This window comes from Streptomyces sp. NPDC058525, assembly GCF_042719495.1.
Lineage (GTDB): Bacteria > Actinomycetota > Actinomycetes > Streptomycetales > Streptomycetaceae > Streptomyces.
On sequence record NZ_JBHXNP010000006.1, the window covers coordinates 108,867 to 127,594 of the forward strand.

At 71.8% G+C, this 18,728-nt stretch carries 20 protein-coding genes and 2 pseudogenes; 9 read left to right on the forward strand and 13 right to left on the reverse strand.

Features of this window, described 5'->3' with window-relative positions; translation table 11 throughout:
• The first annotated feature begins 202 nt into the window (after positions 1 to 202).
• The 5 genes from ACFWP3_RS05255 (at position 203) to ACFWP3_RS05275 (ending at position 5,474) form a co-directional block, all read left to right on the forward strand.
• Positions 203 to 1,141, forward strand: a complete 939-nt coding sequence (locus ACFWP3_RS05255) for an ATP-binding cassette domain-containing protein (RefSeq protein ID WP_384216361.1) — start codon at positions 203 to 205, stop codon at positions 1,139 to 1,141.
• Positions 1,142 to 1,170: 29 nt separating this feature from the next.
• On the forward strand, positions 1,171 to 1,980 hold the full coding sequence (locus ACFWP3_RS05260) for an ABC transporter permease (RefSeq protein WP_384216363.1): 810 nt from the start codon (positions 1,171 to 1,173) through the stop codon (positions 1,978 to 1,980).
• A gap of 133 nt (positions 1,981 to 2,113) precedes the next feature.
• Positions 2,114 to 3,871 (forward strand): sensor histidine kinase, encoded by a 1,758-nt coding sequence (locus tag ACFWP3_RS05265; protein ID WP_384216365.1) that lies wholly within the window; start codon positions 2,114 to 2,116, stop codon positions 3,869 to 3,871.
• Positions 3,872 to 3,995: 124 nt separating this feature from the next.
• Positions 3,996 to 4,955 carry a polyphosphate kinase 2 gene (ppk2, locus tag ACFWP3_RS05270; protein WP_384216367.1) on the forward strand — a complete coding sequence of 320 codons (960 nt, stop codon included), beginning with the start codon at positions 3,996 to 3,998 and terminating at the stop codon, positions 4,953 to 4,955.
• A 93-nt stretch (positions 4,956 to 5,048) separates the two neighbouring features.
• A complete protein-coding gene (locus ACFWP3_RS05275) occupies positions 5,049 to 5,474 on the forward strand; it encodes a pyridoxamine 5'-phosphate oxidase family protein (RefSeq protein WP_384216369.1) in 426 nt (141 codons plus the stop codon).
• A gap of 64 nt (positions 5,475 to 5,538) precedes the next feature.
• Here ACFWP3_RS05275 and ACFWP3_RS05280 read toward each other — a convergent pair whose 3' ends face one another.
• From ACFWP3_RS05280 to ACFWP3_RS05305, 6 genes and pseudogenes are all read right to left on the reverse strand, one after another.
• Positions 5,539 to 6,363 (reverse strand): phosphatase PAP2 family protein, encoded by an 825-nt coding sequence (locus ACFWP3_RS05280; RefSeq protein WP_384216466.1) that lies wholly within the window; start codon positions 6,361 to 6,363, stop codon positions 5,539 to 5,541.
• A 96-nt stretch (positions 6,364 to 6,459) separates the two neighbouring features.
• Positions 6,460 to 7,086 (reverse strand): annotated as a pseudogene (locus tag ACFWP3_RS05285) (phosphatase PAP2 family protein); the annotation flags it as partial.
• Between the two features lie 129 nt (positions 7,087 to 7,215).
• Positions 7,216 to 7,371, reverse strand: a complete 156-nt coding sequence (locus tag ACFWP3_RS05290; protein ID WP_384216371.1) for a hypothetical protein — start codon at positions 7,369 to 7,371, stop codon at positions 7,216 to 7,218.
• A gap of 84 nt (positions 7,372 to 7,455) precedes the next feature.
• Positions 7,456 to 7,824, reverse strand: coding sequence for a PRC-barrel domain containing protein (locus ACFWP3_RS05295; RefSeq protein WP_384216373.1), 369 nt, complete (start codon positions 7,822 to 7,824; stop codon positions 7,456 to 7,458).
• Positions 7,825 to 7,962: 138 nt separating this feature from the next.
• On the reverse strand, positions 7,963 to 8,124 hold the full coding sequence (locus ACFWP3_RS05300) for a hydrophobic protein (protein WP_283450316.1): 162 nt from the start codon (positions 8,122 to 8,124) through the stop codon (positions 7,963 to 7,965).
• A 72-nt stretch (positions 8,125 to 8,196) separates the two neighbouring features.
• Positions 8,197 to 9,147 carry an alpha/beta hydrolase family protein gene (locus ACFWP3_RS05305; protein ID WP_384216375.1) on the reverse strand — a complete coding sequence of 317 codons (951 nt, stop codon included), beginning with the start codon at positions 9,145 to 9,147 and terminating at the stop codon, positions 8,197 to 8,199.
• 231 nt (positions 9,148 to 9,378) lie between these two features.
• Between ACFWP3_RS05305 and ACFWP3_RS05310 the strand changes: the two genes are divergently transcribed.
• Positions 9,379 to 9,999 (forward strand): TetR/AcrR family transcriptional regulator, encoded by a 621-nt coding sequence (locus ACFWP3_RS05310; protein WP_384216468.1) that lies wholly within the window; start codon positions 9,379 to 9,381, stop codon positions 9,997 to 9,999.
• Between the two features lie 43 nt (positions 10,000 to 10,042).
• Here ACFWP3_RS05310 and ACFWP3_RS05315 read toward each other — a convergent pair whose 3' ends face one another.
• A complete protein-coding gene (locus ACFWP3_RS05315; protein WP_384216377.1) occupies positions 10,043 to 11,479 on the reverse strand; it encodes a DUF4157 domain-containing protein in 1,437 nt (478 codons plus the stop codon).
• Between ACFWP3_RS05315 and ACFWP3_RS05320 the strand changes: the two genes are divergently transcribed.
• Positions 11,459 to 11,752 carry a hypothetical protein gene (locus ACFWP3_RS05320; RefSeq protein WP_384216379.1) on the forward strand — a complete coding sequence of 98 codons (294 nt, stop codon included), beginning with the start codon at positions 11,459 to 11,461 and terminating at the stop codon, positions 11,750 to 11,752. The two genes, ACFWP3_RS05315 and ACFWP3_RS05320, sit on opposite strands and share 21 nt — an antisense overlap.
• A 55-nt stretch (positions 11,753 to 11,807) precedes the next feature.
• Here ACFWP3_RS05320 and ACFWP3_RS05325 read toward each other — a convergent pair whose 3' ends face one another.
• The 3 genes and pseudogenes from ACFWP3_RS05325 to ACFWP3_RS05335 form a co-directional block, all read right to left on the reverse strand.
• Positions 11,808 to 12,188 carry a nuclear transport factor 2 family protein gene (locus ACFWP3_RS05325; RefSeq protein WP_384216381.1) on the reverse strand — a complete coding sequence of 127 codons (381 nt, stop codon included), beginning with the start codon at positions 12,186 to 12,188 and terminating at the stop codon, positions 11,808 to 11,810.
• A gap of 90 nt (positions 12,189 to 12,278) precedes the next feature.
• A complete protein-coding gene (locus ACFWP3_RS05330) occupies positions 12,279 to 12,533 on the reverse strand; it encodes a hypothetical protein (RefSeq protein ID WP_384216383.1) in 255 nt (84 codons plus the stop codon).
• 167 nt (positions 12,534 to 12,700) lie between these two features.
• Positions 12,701 to 12,940 (reverse strand): annotated as a pseudogene (locus ACFWP3_RS05335) (response regulator transcription factor); the annotation flags it as partial.
• Between the two features lie 385 nt (positions 12,941 to 13,325).
• Here ACFWP3_RS05335 and ACFWP3_RS05340 point away from each other — a divergent pair.
• On the forward strand, positions 13,326 to 14,027 hold the full coding sequence (locus ACFWP3_RS05340; protein ID WP_384216385.1) for a TetR/AcrR family transcriptional regulator C-terminal domain-containing protein: 702 nt from the start codon (positions 13,326 to 13,328) through the stop codon (positions 14,025 to 14,027).
• 32 nt (positions 14,028 to 14,059) lie between these two features.
• On the opposite strand, the gene ACFWP3_RS05345 is transcribed toward ACFWP3_RS05340, so the two are convergent.
• Positions 14,060 to 15,442: a S1 RNA-binding domain-containing protein gene (locus ACFWP3_RS05345; RefSeq protein WP_384216387.1), complete on the reverse strand. Its 1,383-nt coding sequence runs from the start codon at positions 15,440 to 15,442 to the stop codon at positions 14,060 to 14,062.
• 52 nt (positions 15,443 to 15,494) lie between these two features.
• On the reverse strand, positions 15,495 to 15,968 hold the full coding sequence (locus ACFWP3_RS05350; RefSeq protein WP_384216389.1) for an NUDIX hydrolase: 474 nt from the start codon (positions 15,966 to 15,968) through the stop codon (positions 15,495 to 15,497).
• A 292-nt stretch (positions 15,969 to 16,260) separates the two neighbouring features.
• Here ACFWP3_RS05350 and ACFWP3_RS05355 point away from each other — a divergent pair, with 292 nt between their 5' ends.
• Positions 16,261 to 17,919 carry an Imm49 family immunity protein gene (locus ACFWP3_RS05355; protein WP_384216392.1) on the forward strand — a complete coding sequence of 553 codons (1,659 nt, stop codon included), beginning with the start codon at positions 16,261 to 16,263 and terminating at the stop codon, positions 17,917 to 17,919.
• Between the two features lie 57 nt (positions 17,920 to 17,976).
• On the opposite strand, the gene ACFWP3_RS05360 is transcribed toward ACFWP3_RS05355, so the two are convergent.
• Positions 17,977 to 18,549, reverse strand: coding sequence for a hypothetical protein (locus tag ACFWP3_RS05360; RefSeq protein ID WP_384216394.1), 573 nt, complete (start codon positions 18,547 to 18,549; stop codon positions 17,977 to 17,979).
• Between the last annotated feature and the right edge of the window lie 179 nt (positions 18,550 to 18,728).

Below are 18,728 nucleotides of genomic sequence, written 5' to 3' on the forward strand. Positions count from 1 at the left end.
CGGTGCGTCCCGCAGATCCGTCCCAGGTCCGGGCCCACCCCCGACGAAAGGCAGGACAGCGGTTCCCTTCGTCCCATGGGCGCGGGCCGCGGGCGCTCGTAGCGTCGCTGCCGTACGGGAAACGCGGCGGCCGTCCGCGTCCCGTACGCCGCGCCCGGCGCCCTGTGCGCCGGGCTCCGCGACCGACAGCGAAGGAACTCTCGTGATCAGCCTCCGAGGCCTGACGAAACGCTACGGCGGCACGCTCGCCGTGGACGACCTGACGTTCGAGATCCGGCCCGGCCGGGTGACCGGCTTCCTCGGCCCCAACGGGTCCGGGAAGTCCACCACCATGCGCATGGTGCTGGGCCTCGACCATCCCACGCGCGGGCGGGCCCTGATCGCCGGCCGGCCCTACGCGGACCTGCGCCGGCCGTTGCGGGCGGTCGGCGCGATGCTCGACGCCCGGGCCGTCCACCCGGCCCGCTCCGGCCGCGCGCACCTCGTCGCCCAGGCCCGGGCCAACGGCATCCCGGTGCGCCGGGTGGACGAGGTGCTGGAGACGGTGGGGCTGGCGAAAGCGGCCCGCAGGCCGGCCGGTACGTACTCGCTGGGCATGAGCGGGCGCCTCGGGGTGGCGGGCGCACTGCTCGGCGACCCGCCCGTGCTCGTCCTGGACGAACCGGTCAACGGCCTCGACCCGGACGGTGTGCGGTGGATCCGCCGGCTCGTGCGCGACCAGGCGGCGGAGGGGCGCACCGTGTTCCTCTCCAGCCATCTGATGAGCGAGATGCAGCTGACGGCCGATCACCTCGTCGTCATCGGGCGGGGGCGGCTGCTCAGCGACACGTCGATGACGCAGTTCCTGGCCGCCGCGTCGCCCGCGTCGGCGCGCGCCTCGGTGCCCGACCCGGAGGAGCGGTCCGTGCTGGTCCGCTGCCTGATGGCGGCCGACGGCGCGAGCGTCGAGACGGCCGAGGACGGCGAGGTCACCGTCGCGGGCAGGACCGCGGCCGAGGTCGGCGACCTCGCCCACCACTGCGGCGTACGACTGCACGCGCTGAGCGATGTGCGGGTGTCGCTGGAACAGGCGTACATGGACCTGACCGCGCGCAGTGTCGAGTACGCGACGGTCGCCACCGGAGACGGGGGACGACAGTGAAAGGGGTGAACAGTGTGGTGACAGTGACGGTGACGACGGATGAGGGGCGGGCGGTGGCGCCGGGGCTCGTGCACGACGCTCCGGGACGGCGCTCGCCCGGCGCTCTCGCGGGGGCGGTCGCGTCGGAGTGGACGAAGCTGTGGTCCGTCCGGGCCTCCTGGCTCAGCCTCCTGGCGGGGTTGGTGATCACCGGTGTGTTCACCTACTACTACGCCTCGATCGCCCGCATCAACGGGCACCCGGTCGAGGCCGTCGGGAACGCGGCGGCCTCCTCCGCCGTGGTCACGCAGTTCGCCTTCGTCGTCCTGGCCACGGTCGCGGTGACCTCCGAGTACGCGACGGGGACCGTACGGGCCTCGCTGCTGTGGGTGCCGCGGCGGCACCGGGTCCAGGCGGCGAAGGCACTGGTGGCGGCCGCGGTCGCGTTCCTCGGCGGTGCCCTGTTCGCCGTCGCGGGCACGGCCGTCGCCTGGGCGGCGTTCGACGGGAGGGCCTCGTTCGACGCGGGCACGACGCTCGGCCAGGTCCTCGCCGTCGGGGCCTACCAGGCGTTTGTAGCCGTGCTCACCGTCGGCGTGGCCTTCGCCACCCGGCATCCGGCCGGCGCGCTGTCGATCCTGGCCGGGTTGCTGTGGGCGCTGCCGAGCGTACTGCTGGGGCTCGGCGGCGAGACCCTCGCGGCCGTCAACGACCTTCTGCCGTACGGGGCGGGCGGTCACTTCATGCGCGTCGGCGGCGGTGCTCCGTACTCCACGGCGACGGGCGTTCTCATCGTGGCCGCGTGGACCGCGGCGGCGCACCTGGCGGGCCTGTACGTGCTGCGCCGCAGGGACGCCTGACGCCGCGTCGGCCGCGAGCCGGGCGCCGGGCGCCGGGCGCCGGGCGCCGTCGCGGACAATCGACGGAGTGAGCGGGGTCGGCAGAGGCGACCTGAGCACGTCACGGCATCGATCGGAAGGGCAGCAACGCACCATGCGGCACCCGCGCATCCCCCAGGCCGGATCGCTCCTCGGCGACGGGGCGCTGTGGGCCGTGCTCGCCGCCGCCACCTGGTACGGGTTCCGGGACGCGGGCGGGGCCTCGCCGGTCACGGACCTGCTGCTCCCGCTGGCCGTGCTGGCGGTGGCCGTGCCGCTGTCCCGAACCCGGCCGGGGGCCGCGGTGCTGCTGGTCAACGGGCTGTGTGCGCTGGGCCTGGCCGACACCGCGACCCCCGCCAACGCCCATGTCCTGTCGCTGGCCGTGCTGAGCTGTCTGCTCGGTGTCCGGGTCGCCCGTGCCGGGGGCCCGCTGGTGGTGCTCGCCGTGTGCTTCGCGGTCGACATCGCGGCCTGCGCCGTACTGCGGGTGCCTGCCGTGTGGTGGTTCTACACCCTTGCCGCGGTGCCCACCGCCCTCCTGCTGCCGTGGCTGGCGGGACGGCACTGGCGCGGCCGGCGGGAACTCGTACGGGAGGGATGGCGGCTGGCCCGGAGCCTGGAGGAGCGGCAGCACCTCGTCGCGGAGCGGGCCCGGCTGACCGAACGCGCGGACATCGCGGCCGATATGCACGACTCGCTCGGGCATGTCCTGAGCCTGGTCGCGCTGCGCGCCGGCGCCCTGGAGCTCTCCCCCGACCTCACCGACCGCGACCGCGCCGACCTCGCCGAGCTGCGCGGGACGATCGCGGACGCCGTCGAGCAACTCCGCGAGACCGTCGCCGTGCTGCACGAACCGCGCGGTGCGGGGACGGATGCGGGGGCGGGCCACGGCGGGCTGCCCGTGCGGGACACGGTCGAGGACCTCCTCGCCCAGGCGGTGGCCTCCGGGGTGCCGGTGCGCTGGGAGCGGCGTGGGGCCGTGCCCGTGCTGCCGCCGCTGGTGGAGCGCGGGATGTACCGGGTGGTGCAGGAGGCCCTCACAAACGCCGTGAAGCACGCCCCGGGCGGCAAGGTCAGGGTGGGGATCGACCACGAGGCCGACCGCACCCGCGTGAGCGTCGTGAACACCGCCGCCCCGCGCGGCAGCGGGCGGCCCGGGACTGCCGGACGCGGGGCGGCCGGACACAAGGCGGCCGGACACGAGGCGGCCGGACGCGGGGCGGCCGACGCCGGGGGGCGGGGGCTGACAGGGCTGCGCGAGCGGGTGGCGGTGCTCGGCGGGACCCTGCGCACCGGACCGCACCAGGGCGGCTTCCGTGTCACCGCCGTCCTCCCCCACCAGGCCCCGGCCCGCGCCACGGCGCGAGCAGCGAGCCCCGGCTCCGGCCCCGGCTTCGGCCCCGGCCCCGGCTTCGGCCCCGGCCCCGGCTTCGGCAGCGGCAGCGGCAGCGGCAGCGGCAGCGGTACGGGGCTCGGGAACGCCCCCGAGTCTTCCGGGCGGCTCGCGGAGGTGCGGCGTGCCGCGCGCCGGCGCTCCTTCGCCGCCTACGCGGCACCCGTCGCCGCAGCGGCGTTCTTCGTCCCGGCCGCCGTCTACCTGGCCTGGCAGCTGACGACGGGCGTGCTGCCACCGTCCCGGTACGACGCCCTGGAGCCGGGGCGGTCCCGTACCGAACTCGCGGGGCTGCTCCCGGTCCGCGCCTTTCCGTATCCGTCCGACCACGCCGTCTCCGCACCCCGGCCGCCGGGCAGCACCTGCGCGTTCTACCGCTCCGGCCGCGACCTGTTCGATGAAGTCGACCTCTACCGCCTCTGCTGGGCCGACGGCCGTCTCGTGGCCAAGGACACCCTGGCGGCGAACCAGCCCTGACCAGGCCGGCGGCCACGCGCGCGACGACGCCGTGCGACCATCCCGGCACGTTCCGCCGGGTCGACGGGTCGACGGGTCGCCTCGGCCGGTGGTGCTTCGGGTGGGTGAGGGGTATGTATCAAAAATGGAAGAAAACCGGCCGAAGAGCGATGCCGAGGACCTGCTCGCAGGGCTGAGCGTGGACGTGAGCCGTCCGGAGCAGCCCGTCCTGCTCGACGCGGACGGCGCTCCGATCCGCACCTGGCGCGAGAACTACCCTTACGACCGCAAGATCCGGCGGGGGGAGTACGAGCGGGCCAAGCGCATCCTGCAGATCGAGCTGCTGAAGATGCAGAGCTGGGTGCGCACGACCGGTGCCCGCGTCGTGGTGATCTGCGAGGGCCGGGACGCCGCGGGCAAGGGCGGCACGATCCAGCGGTTCACGGAGCGGCTCAACCCCCGCGGCGCGCGCATCGTGGCCCTGGACAAGCCCAGCGACCGCGAGGCGGGCCAGTGGTACTTCCAGCGCTACATCGCCCATCTCCCGTCCGCCGGTGAGATCGTCTTCTTCGACCGGTCCTGGTACAACCGGGCCGGCGTCGAGAAGGTGATGGGCTTCTGCTCCGATGGCGAATACAAGCTCTTCCTCCGCCAGTGCCCGGCCTTCGAGGCGATGCTCGTCGAGGACGGCATCCTCCTGATCAAGTTCTGGTTCTCCGTCTCGCGTTCCGAGCAGCGCACGCGCTTCGCGATCCGGCAGGTCGACCCCGTGCGCCAGTGGAAGCTCTCGCCGACCGACCTGGCGTCCGTGGACCTCTGGGACGCCTACACCCGCGCGAAGGTCGCCATGTTCCGGGCGACCGACACCGCGCACGCCCCGTGGACGGTGGTGAAGAGCAACGACAAGAGGCGCGGTCGGCTGGAAGCCATGCGCAGCCTGCTCTGGCAGACCCCGTACGACCGCAAGGACGAGGGCGCGGTCGGGAAACCCGATCCCCTGATCGTGGGCAGCGCCGCCACCCTCCTGGAGCCCGGAGAGGAGCCTGCGGACCTGTCCCCCACCCCCTTCGCCGGACCGCCGTCCGGACCCGGACGCCACCCCTGAAACGCGCGGGGCGCGGCGGGTGACGCTCCGGGAATGGTCATGGGCGGGACGGTGTTGCCGAAACGAATGCTTTCCGCCCTCAAGGAGGATGCCATGGCACTGTCCCGGACCGAGCGTGAGCAGTTCCTCGCCGAACCCCACATCGCAGCCCTCGCCGTGAGCGCGGGCGATGACCGCGCGCCGCTGACGGTACCGATCTGGTACGACTACTCCCCCGGCGGCGATATCTGGATCATGACCGGCCGCGACTCCCGCAAGGCCGAACTGATCGCGTCCGCGGGCCGGTTCAGCCTGCTGGTGGACCAGGTGGAGCCGACGATCCGGTACGTGTCGGTCGAGGGCCCGGTGGTGTCGACCGAACCGGCCGTGCGCGAGCAACTGGTGTCGATCTCCTCGCGGTACCTGCCGGCCGAGAAGGTGGAGGGCTACGTCGACTTCGCGTGGAAGAACCACGGCGAGCAGATCGTGATCCACATGCGTCCGTCGCGGTGGGTGAGTTCGGACCTCGGCCAGGTGTAGCCGGGCCGCCGGCTGACGCGCGGCCCCCGACTGCCCCTTCTTGCGGCCCGCCTCGCCCTGCACATCACCGGCCTTCGGCCGAGGAGGCCCGTACGTCGCGTACGTCACGCCCATCGGGTACATCGCGTACGTCCAGGGGCGGTTCGGGGGCGGCCGTCGAGAGCTCCGGCTCCAGGCCCTCGCGCGTCACGGTCGTCCGGCGCCGCCCCGTGTCCGCCCGCCAGGCCTCGAAGACCAGCGTCGTCGCGGTGACCACGGCGAGGCCGAGCAGCCAGCCGCCGACCACGTCGCTCACCCAGTGCACGCCCAGCGCGACGCGCGTGTAGCCGACGCCCACCGCGGAGACCACCGCGAACGCCCACGCGAGCGGCCGCCAGGCGCGGGGTACGAGCGGCAGCAGGACCAGGAGGAGGACGGCGCACGAGGTGACGGCCGTCATCGCGTGGCCGGACGGGAACGAGTACCCGGGCGCGTGGGCGACCGGATCGGGCAGTCGGGGCCGTGCGCGCTCCACCAGCACCTTGACGAGCACCCCGGTCAGGGCGCCGGCCACCGCGGTCACGGACGCCCAGGCCGCGAGCCGCCAGGCGCGGCGGGTCAGCAGCCAGAGCGCGAGCAGGGCCACCAGCAGACGGAGCGTCACGGGGTCCCACACGAAGTCGGTGAGGACGCCGAGGACGCGCACCCAGCCGGGATGGCCGAGGGCCGCTTCGTGCAGCCACTCGGCCGCGGCCCGGTCGAGGCGGTGCAGCGGTGGCCACCGGGACTCCACCAGGACCAGGGCGAGGGCGAAGGGCACGGATGCCACGGCCGTCACGGCGGCGGTGAGGACCAGTCGCGCCGCGAAGGTGGCATCGGGCCCGGAGAAACGTACCGGCAGGTCCCGCAGGGTCGTTCGCGTTCGCCGGGGCGGGACCGAACGCGCCGTGGCGGGTGGCGGTGCTTCGCGTCGGCCGGACAGCACGACGGACCCGACGATCAGCAGCGTCGCCGCGCCGTTGAGCAGGCCGCCCGCCACGTCGGTGGGGTGGTGCATGCCGCGGTACACGCGGGACAGCGCGACGGCGGCCGGTACGAACAGCGCGGCCGCCATCGCCGCGTACCGCCATCGGCCGCGGCCGCGTGTCCTCAGCAGCACGATGACGGCCAGTCCCGCGTACAGGGCGACGGAGGCGCCGACGTGCCCGGAGGGGAAGCTCGATGTCGGTGGTGCGCCGTCCAGCTGTGGGACGTCGGGACGCGGCCGTCGTACGAGTGCGGTGACCAGCAGGAACACACCCGACTGCACGGCGACCGACGCGGCGAGGAACAAGGCCTCGGCGCGCCACGGGACGCGCGGCAGCACGAGCAGCGCCACGACGCAGACCAGGGTCACGCCGATGACGCTGTGCGTGTCGGCCAGTACGGAGAACCAGCGCGTGACGGCGGTGAGCGGTGCGGTGCGTTCCGCGGCGAGGTACCGACTGGCCCGGTCCTCCCACGGCAGCAGCCCCTGGTCCGCGGCCGGTGCGGTGAGCAGCATCCCCAAGCCCGTCATCAGGGCTGCCTGGACCGGCAGGAGCAGCAGCGGCCAGGTCCGGTGGCGGGCGGCGGGACCGTGTTCTCGCGTCATGAGGATCTTGTTGCCGGGGCGGGCCCGATGATGCGCCGGTCCGGCCCCTCCGGATCCGGATTTCTATCGGACGTGTGTCCTGACCTCGTCGTAGACGGTCCGGTCGGTCCTCAGCTGACTGTGGTCGAGTCAGGCTGTCGTGCTGTTGAGGGCACCGGAGAGGGCAACGCTGCTGCTCGGGTTGATGACGAGGTCGCAGGGTGAGCCCCACGTGGCGTAGCGCGGGGTGCCGGGGGTTTCGTCACCGGCGTTGAGGGCGTTCAGGAACCGGGATCCCGGTCGCATCGTCTCACCCGACCGGAGGCACGGACGGCTCGGGCCTCGGCGCCCATGGAGGGTGCCGAGGCCCGAGCCGGATCGAGAAGGGGGTCAGGCGGGGCGGCCGCCGAAGGGGGCACCGGTGCTGTAGTAGGTGCCCAGCTCATCGCGGTAGCCGGCGTCGCCGAGGTGCTTGTCGCGGTGGAACTCGGGGGCGTCCTTGATCTGCCCCCTGGTCCGGTCGACGAAGACCTTCCTCTCCTCCGGGTCGATGCTGACGACGGTGCTCGCCGGCATCAGGACCTCCTTGCCGAAGATCCACGCACCCGTGTCCACGACCAGATAGGCGTCACCGACCTCGTCGGAGTGCTTGTCGACCTTGCCGACGCTCCCGTCTGTCGCCTCGACCTTGAAGCCAGTCAGGTCGGTGCCCTGCAGGTAGCCCGAGGTCGCCTTGTAACTCCACACATGCTCAGTCACGCGAAAACAACTCCTCCGGTAAATCGGGGACTGCGCGGATGCCAATCCCGCGTCATTCCCCGCTTGTTCCGTGCGTCGTGCGTCGTGCGTCGTACGTCGTGCGTCACGGCGGGTTGTGCGTTTGCTCTTGCCGCTCCACTACCACCGGTACCACCGACCGCTACCGCCCTTCGGCCGGGCGACGAAACCGATCAGCCACAGCACCAGAACCGCGATCGCGACCCACCAGAGAATCTTCAGCGCGAAACCGGCACCGAAGAGAATCAGGACGAGCAGAAGAACGAGAAGCAGGGGAACCATGGTTATCAACCTCCAGAGAGGCGAATTCCCCCGCATCCCCCGACCATGCGCGGAAATCCGAACTGCTCCCCGCTACTTGCTCTGGAGTTCCCCCAGCGGGCTGGGCGCTTCCTCCAGCGCCGCGACCGCCGCCTTCCAGCCGGTGTCCTCGGGGTAGAGGGCGCTGCGCAGGTAGGCGGAGGTGAGGTGTTGGATCAGGGCGACGCGCGCCGGGCTCTCGTCGGTCGTCTCGGCGACCTCGTAGCCGGGGATCCCTCCGAGCGAGTGCTCGGCCCCGAAGAGGGTGAGCAGGCTCTTGCTCCCCGGGCTGTAGGTGTACGGGTCGGTGAACCAGTCTGGTCCGCGAGTGGACAGGTGGGAGCGGTCGTTGTCCCCGGCCACGATGAGGGCCGGTGTGGCCATCGTGTCGAAGGACGGCTTGAGGAAGGGGAAGTTCTCGGCGGCGAACGGGGTCAGGGCGTCGCCCAGGCCGGTCAGGGCGAGCAGTACACCCGCCTTGACGCGCGGGTCGGACAGGTCCTCGCCGGGTACGCCGTCGGCGTCGAGGACGCGTGCGCCCAGCAGCGTGCTCGCCGTCTGGGCTCCCCAGGAGTGGCCGGCCACGGCGATGCGGTCGCGGTCGATGCGCCCGGCGAGCCCCGGTACTGCGGTTTCCAGAACGTCGAGTCCGTCCAGTACGCGCGTGAGGTCCTCGACGCGCAAGCGCCAGATGAGCGGCGTACGGGGGTCCTCGGCGGGGAGGGCGAGCGTCCTGGAGTCGAGGTGGGTGGGCTGGGCGACCACGAAACCGTGGGCGGCCCAGAAGTCCGCCAGCGGGGCGTAGCCGTTCATCGACCAGCCGAAGCCGTGCGAGAAGACGATGACGGGCAGTTCGCCGCCGGTCGCGGGGGCGGAGACGCGGACCTGGAGGTCCTCGCCGCGGCCCGGGGCGGGCAGGACGACCGGCTTGGCGGATACGACCGTGGCCGGCGCACCCCCCGCGGGCTTCTGTGCGTTGGTGATGGTGGCGTTCGAGTCGGACATGGCGATGCCTTCCGTTCGATTCTTCGCAGTCTTGGTGCGGCACTTCCGCCCGGCCTGGCCGACCGCCCTCCGGTCTGCCATCATGAACGAAACGGAACCTTGTTCCACTTACGATACGGAACACTGTTCCGTTTTGCAAGATCACGGAAGGAAGTCGCGGTGAACGGGAACGGCAAGACCGGCGAGACGGGCGAGACGGGCGAAACCGGCGAGAAGGACACGACGGGCGAGATGGGAGAGAGGGGAGAGAGGGGCGAGGCCGGGGTCAGCGGCGGGAGCGCGGGAAGCTCGGCCAGGTCAAAGCGCAAGGACGCCCGCCGCAACCAGCAGACCCTGCTGGACGCCGCCGCCGCGGTGTTCGTCACCTCGGGCGTGGACGCGCCGGTGCGCGACATCGCGGCCGAGGCGGGCGTCGGGACGGGCACGATCTACCGCCACTTCCCCACGCGGGCGGACCTCGTCATCGCCGTCTACCGCCACCAGGTCGACGCCTGCGCCGAGGCCGGCCCGGCCCTGCTGGCGACCAGCCCGACACCGCACGCCGCCCTCGGGCTGTGGGTCGACCTCTTCGTGGACTTCCTGATCACCAAGCACGGCCTGGCCGCCGCGATGCAGGGGGACAGCGCGGGCTTCGAGACGCTGCACGCCTATTTCCTCGAGCGCCTCCTGCCGGTGTGCACCCGGCTCCTCGACGCGGCGGCCGCCTCCGGCGAGATCCGCTCCGACCTCGAGGCCTACCAACTCATGCGCGGCATCGGGAACCTCTGCATCGGCGCCGAGAGCGACCCCCGCTACGACGCGCGCCGACTCGTCGCGCTCCTCGTCGCCGGGCTGCGCCAACCGCTCCCCTGACCGGCCGCGAACCGACCCGCCCGGTCGTCCGCGGCCGGGTCCATCACAGACTGGAGATCTTCAGGATGTGCGTGGCGATCACCTTGAACTGCTGCAACTGGCTCTGGATCTCGGAACCGTAGTCCGGGGCCTCGACGGTGACGGGCCAGTCATTGCCCTTGGCCCGGTAGTGGGCGGTGATCTGCTTGGTTCCGGCGAACCGCAGGGCGACCCCGTCCGGCCACTTCTGGGTCATCAGCAGCGGACCGTACGGTTCGAACCACGCGGGCAGCACCAGCGAGGTGAACCCGCCGTCGCCCGGCTGGATCTTGTCGGAGGGCACGTCGGACTCGTACGACTTCACGCCGGGCGAGAGGGCCGCGACATCGTCACCGGGCCTGTTGATGATCGCCATGGCCGTGTTCTGAGTCCGCTCCTGAAGCAGCGACACGTACCGGGCCACTGTTGTGCCCTGGGCGTCGGAGAGCCGCTCGCGCTTCATGGCCGACGCCAGCACCCGGGTCAGGGTCTCGTCGCCCTGTGCCGCCTCGCGAATGTTGGCGAGGTCCTTCTCGGGCAGGGTGATGGCGTCGAGATCCCCGGGCATGTCGTCCAGGATCATGTCGTCGTCCTGGGGGCGTTCCATGGCGACGCTGAAGCTGCCGTTGTTGGGCTCCGTCAGCGACTTCGTCACGACCTCCTGGATCCGGGCGAGGTCGGGGTTCTCCGTCCCTCTCGTGTCGAGGACGTTCACGGCCAAGGCGGTGGCATCGCCCCGGTCGTTCGAGCCGGTGTGGGCGATGCCCTGCTCGACGAGAGTCCTGCGGCCCAGGATTCCGCTGGTGTTGATGGAGTGGACCAAGTCGATCATCGCGGCGATCCGGCCGACCTCGATGACGAGCTGCTCGGGGTCCTTCGCCCCCAGCACGGCGCCGAAGCTCGGGCGCTTGAGGTACTCCAGCACGGTCCGGCCCGTGGGTACGAGGAGGTAGTCCAGGTCGTTCTCCTGGATCAGGCGGGCGGGGTCGGCCACCTGCGCGCCGCCGACCGTCACCGCTCGCTGCACCGCCTCCGACGGGGAGGCTGGCATCGCATGCCCCTCGGCCGGAGCGGGGGCTGCGGTCTGGAGGGGGGCCGGTCCGGCCGTCACCCGCCTCGCGGTGGCCTCCGCTTCGCGTTCGAAGCGGTCGGAGGGGTCCGATACGCGCAGCCCGTCGCCGTTGTCGGTACCGGCGACCGGGCCGCGACGCTGCTGGATGACGTGGGTCAGCTCGTGCGCGAGGGTGTGCCGGTCCGCCCCGCCGTCGCCGATGACGACATGGCTGCCGGAGGTGTAGGCGCGGGCGCCCACCGAGGCGGCGGACGCCCGCGCGGCAGCGTTGTCGTGGACGCGCACGTCCGAGAAGTCAGCGCCGAACCGGGCTTCCATGTCCGTGCGGGTGGTGTCGTCCAGGGGGCGACCGCCGCTGCGGAGCACGTCGTGGACCGCCGAGCGCTGCACCGTGGCCTGTTCTTGCTGCTCGTGACCGCAGCCGAGACGGTGCTGGTGTTCCTGCTGGGCGCCGGGATGACCGGACCGGCGCAAGAGCTGCACGACGCCGGCGTTCCCCAACCCGCCCTGCATGGCCAGCAGGCGCTGCTGCGGCAGCCCTCCTCCGGCGGGCTCACGTTTCGCCCTGTGAGCCGACTTGGCCTCGGCGGTTTCGTTGTTCTCGCGCTCGCGCATCCGGTTCCGTCTCTTCTGCGATCATGCACCGGTTCCCTGACTACCTGATAACAGCAGGGAAGCGGAAGGTACTTCCCGGTCGGACGCGAGCACGCCCGCGCGCTCAGTTCTGATCGAAGTAGGCCTTGGCGACGGCGTAGGTGTCCTCGTACAGGTGATAGCGGGTGATCCGCCCGTCGCGGACCGTGGTGTGCAGGGCGAACGCGGTGTCGATCTCCCGGCCCGTCTTCTTGACGTCGGAGACCATGCGCCCGATGAGCACCACGTCCTCGCCCTCGGCGATGACCTGCCGGAGGTCGAAGGCCTTGGCTTGGACATGGGTCCGCAGCAGCTCGAAGAACGTCCGCATGCCCTCGGCCGAGTCGACCTCCGGTACCCACGGAATGCCCGGCGGGTGCGGGATCGAGAACGACACCGAGTCGGCGAACAGCGCGGCCGCCTCCGCGCTCTTCCCCTCGGCGAGCAGCGGGAACAGACGTTGCACCGTCTGCGCCGGTGATTCGGGTGGCTCCGGTGGCTGTGGTGGCTGTGGTGACTCCGGTGACTGCGGCGACCCTGCTGTCATGGGTGACCGCTAGATCACGTTGTGCGAGAAGAAGCCGTGCGGGCAATTGGCGCAGGTGCCGTCATCGCCTTCGGACCATCCGTCGCACCCGATGCAAGCCAGGCAGTTGAGCGTGTCTATGCCCATCGGCAGACCCGCGTCCTCCAGGCGGGACCGGGCCGTTCTGCGCACCTCATCCAGTTGATTCTGCAACCTCTCCAGGTCGTCCGAGTTCTCCTTGAGCGCACGCTTCTGCGCATCGGTCAGGTCAGTGTTGAGGCCCACTGTCTTCCCTCATTTCGCAGTCGAGGCTCCGCTTCTACCCCCATTGTCATCCGGGCGAGGTGGGCGAGCATCTCGTATCGAACCGCTCCTCCCGGCCGAGAGCGGCTCGGGGAACCCGGGGCTGCACGAGCAGACGACCCGCCGCGACAAGTCCGTTGTGCTCGCTCTCAGATGTAGCCCTCCCGCAGGGCGTAGGCCACGGCGTGGGCCCGGTTGCGCAGGTACAGGCGGGTGGTCAGCGCGTGCATGACGTTCTTGACGGTGCGTTCGGAGTAGGAGAGCTTCCCAGCGATCTCCCCGGTGTCCAGCCCCTCCGCGACCAGCCTCAGGACGTCCACCTCGCGCGCCGTCAGCCCCGCCACGGGCGCACCGGCGCCGCCGGCGGCGGATCGCTGGAGCGTGCCGACCGGGCGAGGCGCGCGCAGGGAGAACAGCCAGGGGATGGCCACCATCGCACTCGACGCCTCGGCGGCACTCTGATGCGTACGCTGTTCTCAGGTTGGAGTACAGTGTTCGCATGCCTCCGGGCAGGCGCTCCGTCGCGATGAAACGGCGGGTGCGTGGAGCAACCCGGCCCGCCACGGGGGTCGGGCCGGGTCGCTCTGTGCATCCGCGCCAAGGGCCGAGCTCTGAGGAGCTCTGCGGGTCTCTCGGCTCGGCAACTCATCTTCGTGGGCTGCCGAGTTGGCCTCGCCTGAGGTGGGCACGGTGCTGGTGGGCGTACAGGGTGCGCGAGGGGGCAGCCTGTACCCTTGACGCGAACACCGTACGCATTACAGGGGGATCCGCATCATGGCAGCAAAGGCGAACACCAAGTCCATCCCGTCCGTGTGGGCCCGCCCCCAGGCGGCGCCGAGTCAGCCCGCGCTCAGTCGTGCGGTGATCGTCCGCGAGGCGATCGCGATGCTCGACGAGGAGGGCATCGAGGCGCTGAGCATGCGCAAGCTCGGCGCCCGGCTGAACGCCGGCGCGACCTCCCTCTACCGTCATGTCGCCCTCAAGGACGAGCTGATGGAACTCGCGGTGGACGAGGTGCTCGCGGAGATCGTCCGCTCTCCGGCCGACGGCCCGGACTGGCGCGCGGCCGTCACCCAGCTCGCCGTGACCTTCCGCGCGACGGCCCTGCGCCACCCGTGGATGTGCGCGGTACTGGGCCAGGCGGGCCTCGCGTACATGGGACCCAATCTGACGGCGATCTCCGAGCGGCTGGGTGCCCTGTTCGCCGCCGCCGGATTCCCGGAGCCGCACGGCGCGATCGACGTCGTGTACTCGTACGTCATCGGCGTGGCCACGACCGAGTCGGCGTGGCTGACCACCGTCGTCCGCTCCGGGCAGACCGAGGCCGAGTTCATCGCCCACCTCGCCCGTGCCTCGCAGCCGGCGGGCGAGCCCGAGGGCGCGGAAGCAGTGAATCCCGGCTCGTTCCGCGACGAGAAGTTCGCGTACGGCCTTGAGGTGGTCCTCGACGGCCTGGCCCTGCGGCTGACCCGCTGACGGACCGGGCGGGCGCCCTCGGGTAGGCGGCGTCAGCGCTGTCGCGGTGTCAGGGCCTTCAGGTGGGAGAGCCCGATCCGGCGCCGCGACGGGTCGACGTCCATGATCTTCACGGCGAGGGTGGCGCCGACCCGGGTCACGTCCTCGGGCCGGTGCGTGTCGCCTTCGGCCAGCTCCGTCAGGTGCACGAACCCCTCGAGGCCGTCCGCCCTGTCTTCGATGCGGACGCAGGCGCCGAACGGGACGAGTCTGGTCACGACCCCGGTCGTGATCTGCCCGATCTGCTGCACGAACGCCGGCATGGGGTCGTGTTGCAAGGCCTTGAGGGACAGCGGCACTCTCTCGCTCTTCATGTCGACGTCGAGGATTTCGGCCGAGATCCTCTGGCCGACGGTGACGATGTCGGAGGGGTGATCGAACGGCCGCCAGGACAGCTCGGGAAGGTTGATCATCGCGGTGAAGCCTCCGATGTCCACGAAGGTCACACCGAAGTCCGCGATCTCCGTGACCGTGCCCGTGCAGATCTCTCCCGGGCGGATGGTCCTCAGAAAGGCCCAGTCCCGGTCGCTCTGCGTCGGCTCGGTCCTCCACCGCGCGCGCAGGACGCCGTCGCTGTCGGGCAGGACCGCGGTGAACAGGGGATGAGGTTCGTCGGTGGACGGGTCCGGCCAGACGGTCAGCCGGGCACGGGGGGTGATTCGGGCTCGTACCTCGTCGAGGGTGTCTTCGGTGAGGCGGTGCCGGCGGGAGGCGCCGTCGACGTACTCCTCCTCCAACACCGCTGCCTCCCGCATGGCGACGGACCAGCGCAGACGGTCCCAGAAGTCCCCGTCGGCGGGCCGCTGTACGCCCTGGTCCTCGGCGTCCGCGTCGTCCGGGTCGTTCGCGCCGTCCGCGTCGTTCGCGTCGTAGGGCGAACGCTCCAGCCGCTCCGGGAACAGCCCGAGCGCCCGGGTGCGGGCGAGGGCGCCGAGGCAGGGCTCCTCGCTGATGACGTAGACGTACTGGTCCCACCCGACGCGCACCGTGAACCCGCCCGCTGCCTCCAGGCAGCACCGGGCACCGTCGTCGCGGAGCATGACCCGGACCAACTCCAGCCCGACGGACAGGGGTACTTCGGCACCGTCGTGGAATCCGCTCAGGTCCGGCGGGAAGGGCCCGGCGAGGCCGTGGCCGTCGTCGATGGCCGGCTCCAGGCCGGAGTGGGCGTGGCGGCCGACGCCCGGCTCGCGTACGGCCAGGCGGTCGACGCCCGTGTCCTCGGCGAACGCGGCGATCGCCTGCAAGTAGGCCGCCTCGACCGGGCCGTGGTCGCTGGTCGTGTCCTCAGCGCCGGTGTGGCTGCCGTGCCGGTCGCGGTCGCGGTCGCGGTCTTCAGGGTCGCATTCGGTGATCCGGTAGACGAAAGGCGGCACATTGCTCCCGTGGCGGTCCAGGTGGGTGGTTGTCTCGACGGCCTTCGTGGCCTCAGTGCTGGATCAGGCCGCCGACCGGGACCGTGGCGACGTGGCCCGTCGCCGGGAGGGTCTGCGCGAGGGCGAGGCCGATGTCGACCAGCGATGAGCGGCGCAAGCCGGCGACATCGGGGATCGGGGTCCACACGCACTCGGTGATCTCGTCGTCCGGCTCGGGCCGGAGGGGGCCGCCGGTGATGCGGAGCCGGTAGAAGATGCCGACGTTCTGGTGGTCCGGCCCGCCGGGGACGGTGCGTTCGGCTGCGGGGATCACCCGCGAGTCCACGCCCAGCAGCGCTTCGACCACCGCGTCGCAGCCGGTCTCCTCGGCAACCTCCCGGATCACCGCATCGAACGGGTCCTCGCCCTGCTCGACCCTGCCGCCCGGAAGAGTCCAGGTGGCCTCGCCCTTCGGCGAGACGTGACTGGCGAGCAGCACCCGCCCGTCCTCGATGCACACGGCGTACGCCGCCAGCCGAAGACTCACTCCCGTACCCCCCTTCCCCCGCTGGATGTTAGCCGAACGGCAAGATCCGCACGGGTCACGAGGACTCCAGGGGCACGTCGAGGTCGAGCCGTTGAGCGCGCCCCCGCCTCCGGTGACGTACCGAGCCGTGCTGTCAGTTGTCGCGCCTAGGCTGGTCGTACCAGCGACAACGAGGAGCAGCGCAGTGCGGATAGAGCGTCATCAGGTGGGCGAGGCAGTCGTTTCGGCGGCGCGGGCGGACTTCGCGCATCGCATCGGGGGGCAAGTGCGGTCCATGTCGAGGGCCGGGCGGATGGCGACGTACGAATGGCAGGCGGTCGCCGACGAGTTCCTCGACTACCTGGGCGCCCTCTCCGTCGAAACGCCCGGCCTCCACACCCCGGAGGCCAAGGCCGTGCTCAAGGACGCCACCGAGGCCGCGGTCGGGGCCGTCTCGTATGCGGCGTACTACCCGTACGCCGACTTCCGGGTCTTCCTCGACTATGTGAACTTCGGCATCGGCTACGACGCGGGCGAGGAGGACGCCGGCCCCCCGGAGACGGTGACCCCCGGCGACTGGATCGACGCGTTCTGCCTCGCGCTCCTCAGGGACAAGGCGACGTGGCACGGCGAGGCGTTCCACTTCGCGCGCAAGCACTTCGCCGGGGCCGCGGAGCAGGGGATCCCCCTGCGGGAGCTAGCCACGGGCTTCATGGCCCAGGTCCTCGACGACACCGGGAACGAGCAGGAGTATCCGCCGAGCGCACGGGCGAAGGTCGCCGCGCTCGACGCCGCTCTGGCCCGTGTCCGCGACCGGGCCGAGGAGACCGGCGAAGCGCTCCTCGACCATCCGGCGAGCGTGGCGCTGAGGACGCTGCGCGCGCTGGCCGCCGAGGACCGGGAGGGCTTCGACTCCGGACTGAGCGCCTTGCTGCTCGCGCACAGCACCCTGCACGGCCGCACGGCGTCGCCGAGCAGTCTCCTTCCGCTCCTGCCGCTCGGCCTGGCCGCTCTCGGGTACCGGACGCTGGGCTGGGCGCCGGCCGTGCACACCGACTACCTCCCGCACGCCCTGGTCACCGGCTTCGAGACCCGCGCGCCCCGGGTCGCGGCGTTCGGCCGGGACCGGCGTCCCGACGCGGTCGCCGCGCTGGCCGCGGGGCCGCTGGTGGTCGAACGGCCGGCGTGTGACCGGGAGGTGCTTGCGGAGAGCGAGGCCCTGTTCGACCGGTACACCCGGGAGGCGTTCACCCCGGCGGACGGAGAACCCCTCGCCGTATGGCGGCTCGGGAGCGCCATGCGCTACCAGGAGCTGCTCTTCAAGTGGCGGGCCGGGAACTCCGCCGATGTCACGGACGCCCAGCTCGCGAACCTGCGGCTGGCCTCCCAGGTGGGTGCGGCCCTGTTCCGCACCGCCCTGGCGGAGCCGGGCACCGAGGCCGAGGTGACGGTCGACGGCCGCAAGCTGCGCTATCCGGCCTCGCGGGGCGAGGACGCGGGCGCCGGCAACTGGCAGAACGCCACCGCCTTCGCGCTGATCACCGGCGTACGCGAGGACCTCGCTCCGCTGGTCCTGGCGGGCCCTGCGATCGCCGGCAAGGACGGCTCGGCCTTCGCCGCGTACCGGGAGGCCCTCCACGCCTACCTGAAGGGCGGGGATCCCGGGCCGGTGGCCGAGCGGGCGCTGCGGGAGGTCGAGCAGGCCAGGGAGTGGGGCTTCTTCCCGCCGCCGGCCGTACTGCTGTCGCAGCTCGTGGAGGGAGACGAGGAGAGCTTCAACCTGGCTCTGGCCGATGCCCTCGAAGCCCACCGCGACCACCACCAGGTCGCCGACCGCGCCGACGACGCGAACGCCACGATCGACCTCGACGTCCTCGCCCTAGCCTGCCACGCCCGCCGCCGCGGCTGGAACATCCGGGTCGCGTCCCCTTATCTGCCCCTGCGGCTCGTCGAAGCAGCCGAACCCTTCTGAGTCCGGCTGGGTCGTGCGCAGTTCGGTTCGCGATGCAGGGGGCCGACCTGTGCCCGTTCACAACGCCTGGTCTGCCGCCTTGTCCATGAACTCCTGCAACGAGGCCAGTTGGCGCTTGGTCGCCTCGTCGAACTCCGCCTCCACCTTCCGCAAGTCGACGCCCTCGGGGCCCTTGCCGTACCAGTTGGACGCGAGCTCGCCCACGCGGGCGGACCGGGCTTCGAGTTCCTCGAGGTCCCTCCTGGCGTCCTTCGGCGCGACGAGGCGCACGGTCGTGATGGCCCGCGAGAGGTCCGTGTTGGCCGGTGCGTACTTGTCCTCGAACTGGCGCCGCTCTTCCTCCGCGGTCCTGGCCGGGTCGAGGCTGACGTTCAACAGCTGGGTGGCCTGCTGCTCGTACTTGCTGATGCTCGCCGCGAGCTCGACGTACGCGGTGCGCCGGATGTCCGCCCGTCGTGCGTCGGCCTCGCTGCGGTGGGTGTCCTTGGCCTCGAGGTAGCCGAGCAGGCTTCCGGTGAGACCGGCGACGGCGCCGATCAGGGTGCCCGCGAGCGCGGCGAAGACGGTCCCCCGCCCGCCTGTCCGCTCCCGCGCCGCCCCGTCACCCGCGTCGTCCCGCCTCTGCGCCATGCAGTACCCGTACCGCGGCAGGACGGTCCCGGCACACCGAACCACCTGTTCGAACGAACGCGGCGACGCGGACGGCCTGCGGCCGGGTGGCCCGTACCCCGTACGGCGGCCGGTGGCCCGTACGGCGTGTCCACCGCCGGACGGCAGGGGCGGGCCGGTCCCGCTGCCTACCGTGGGCT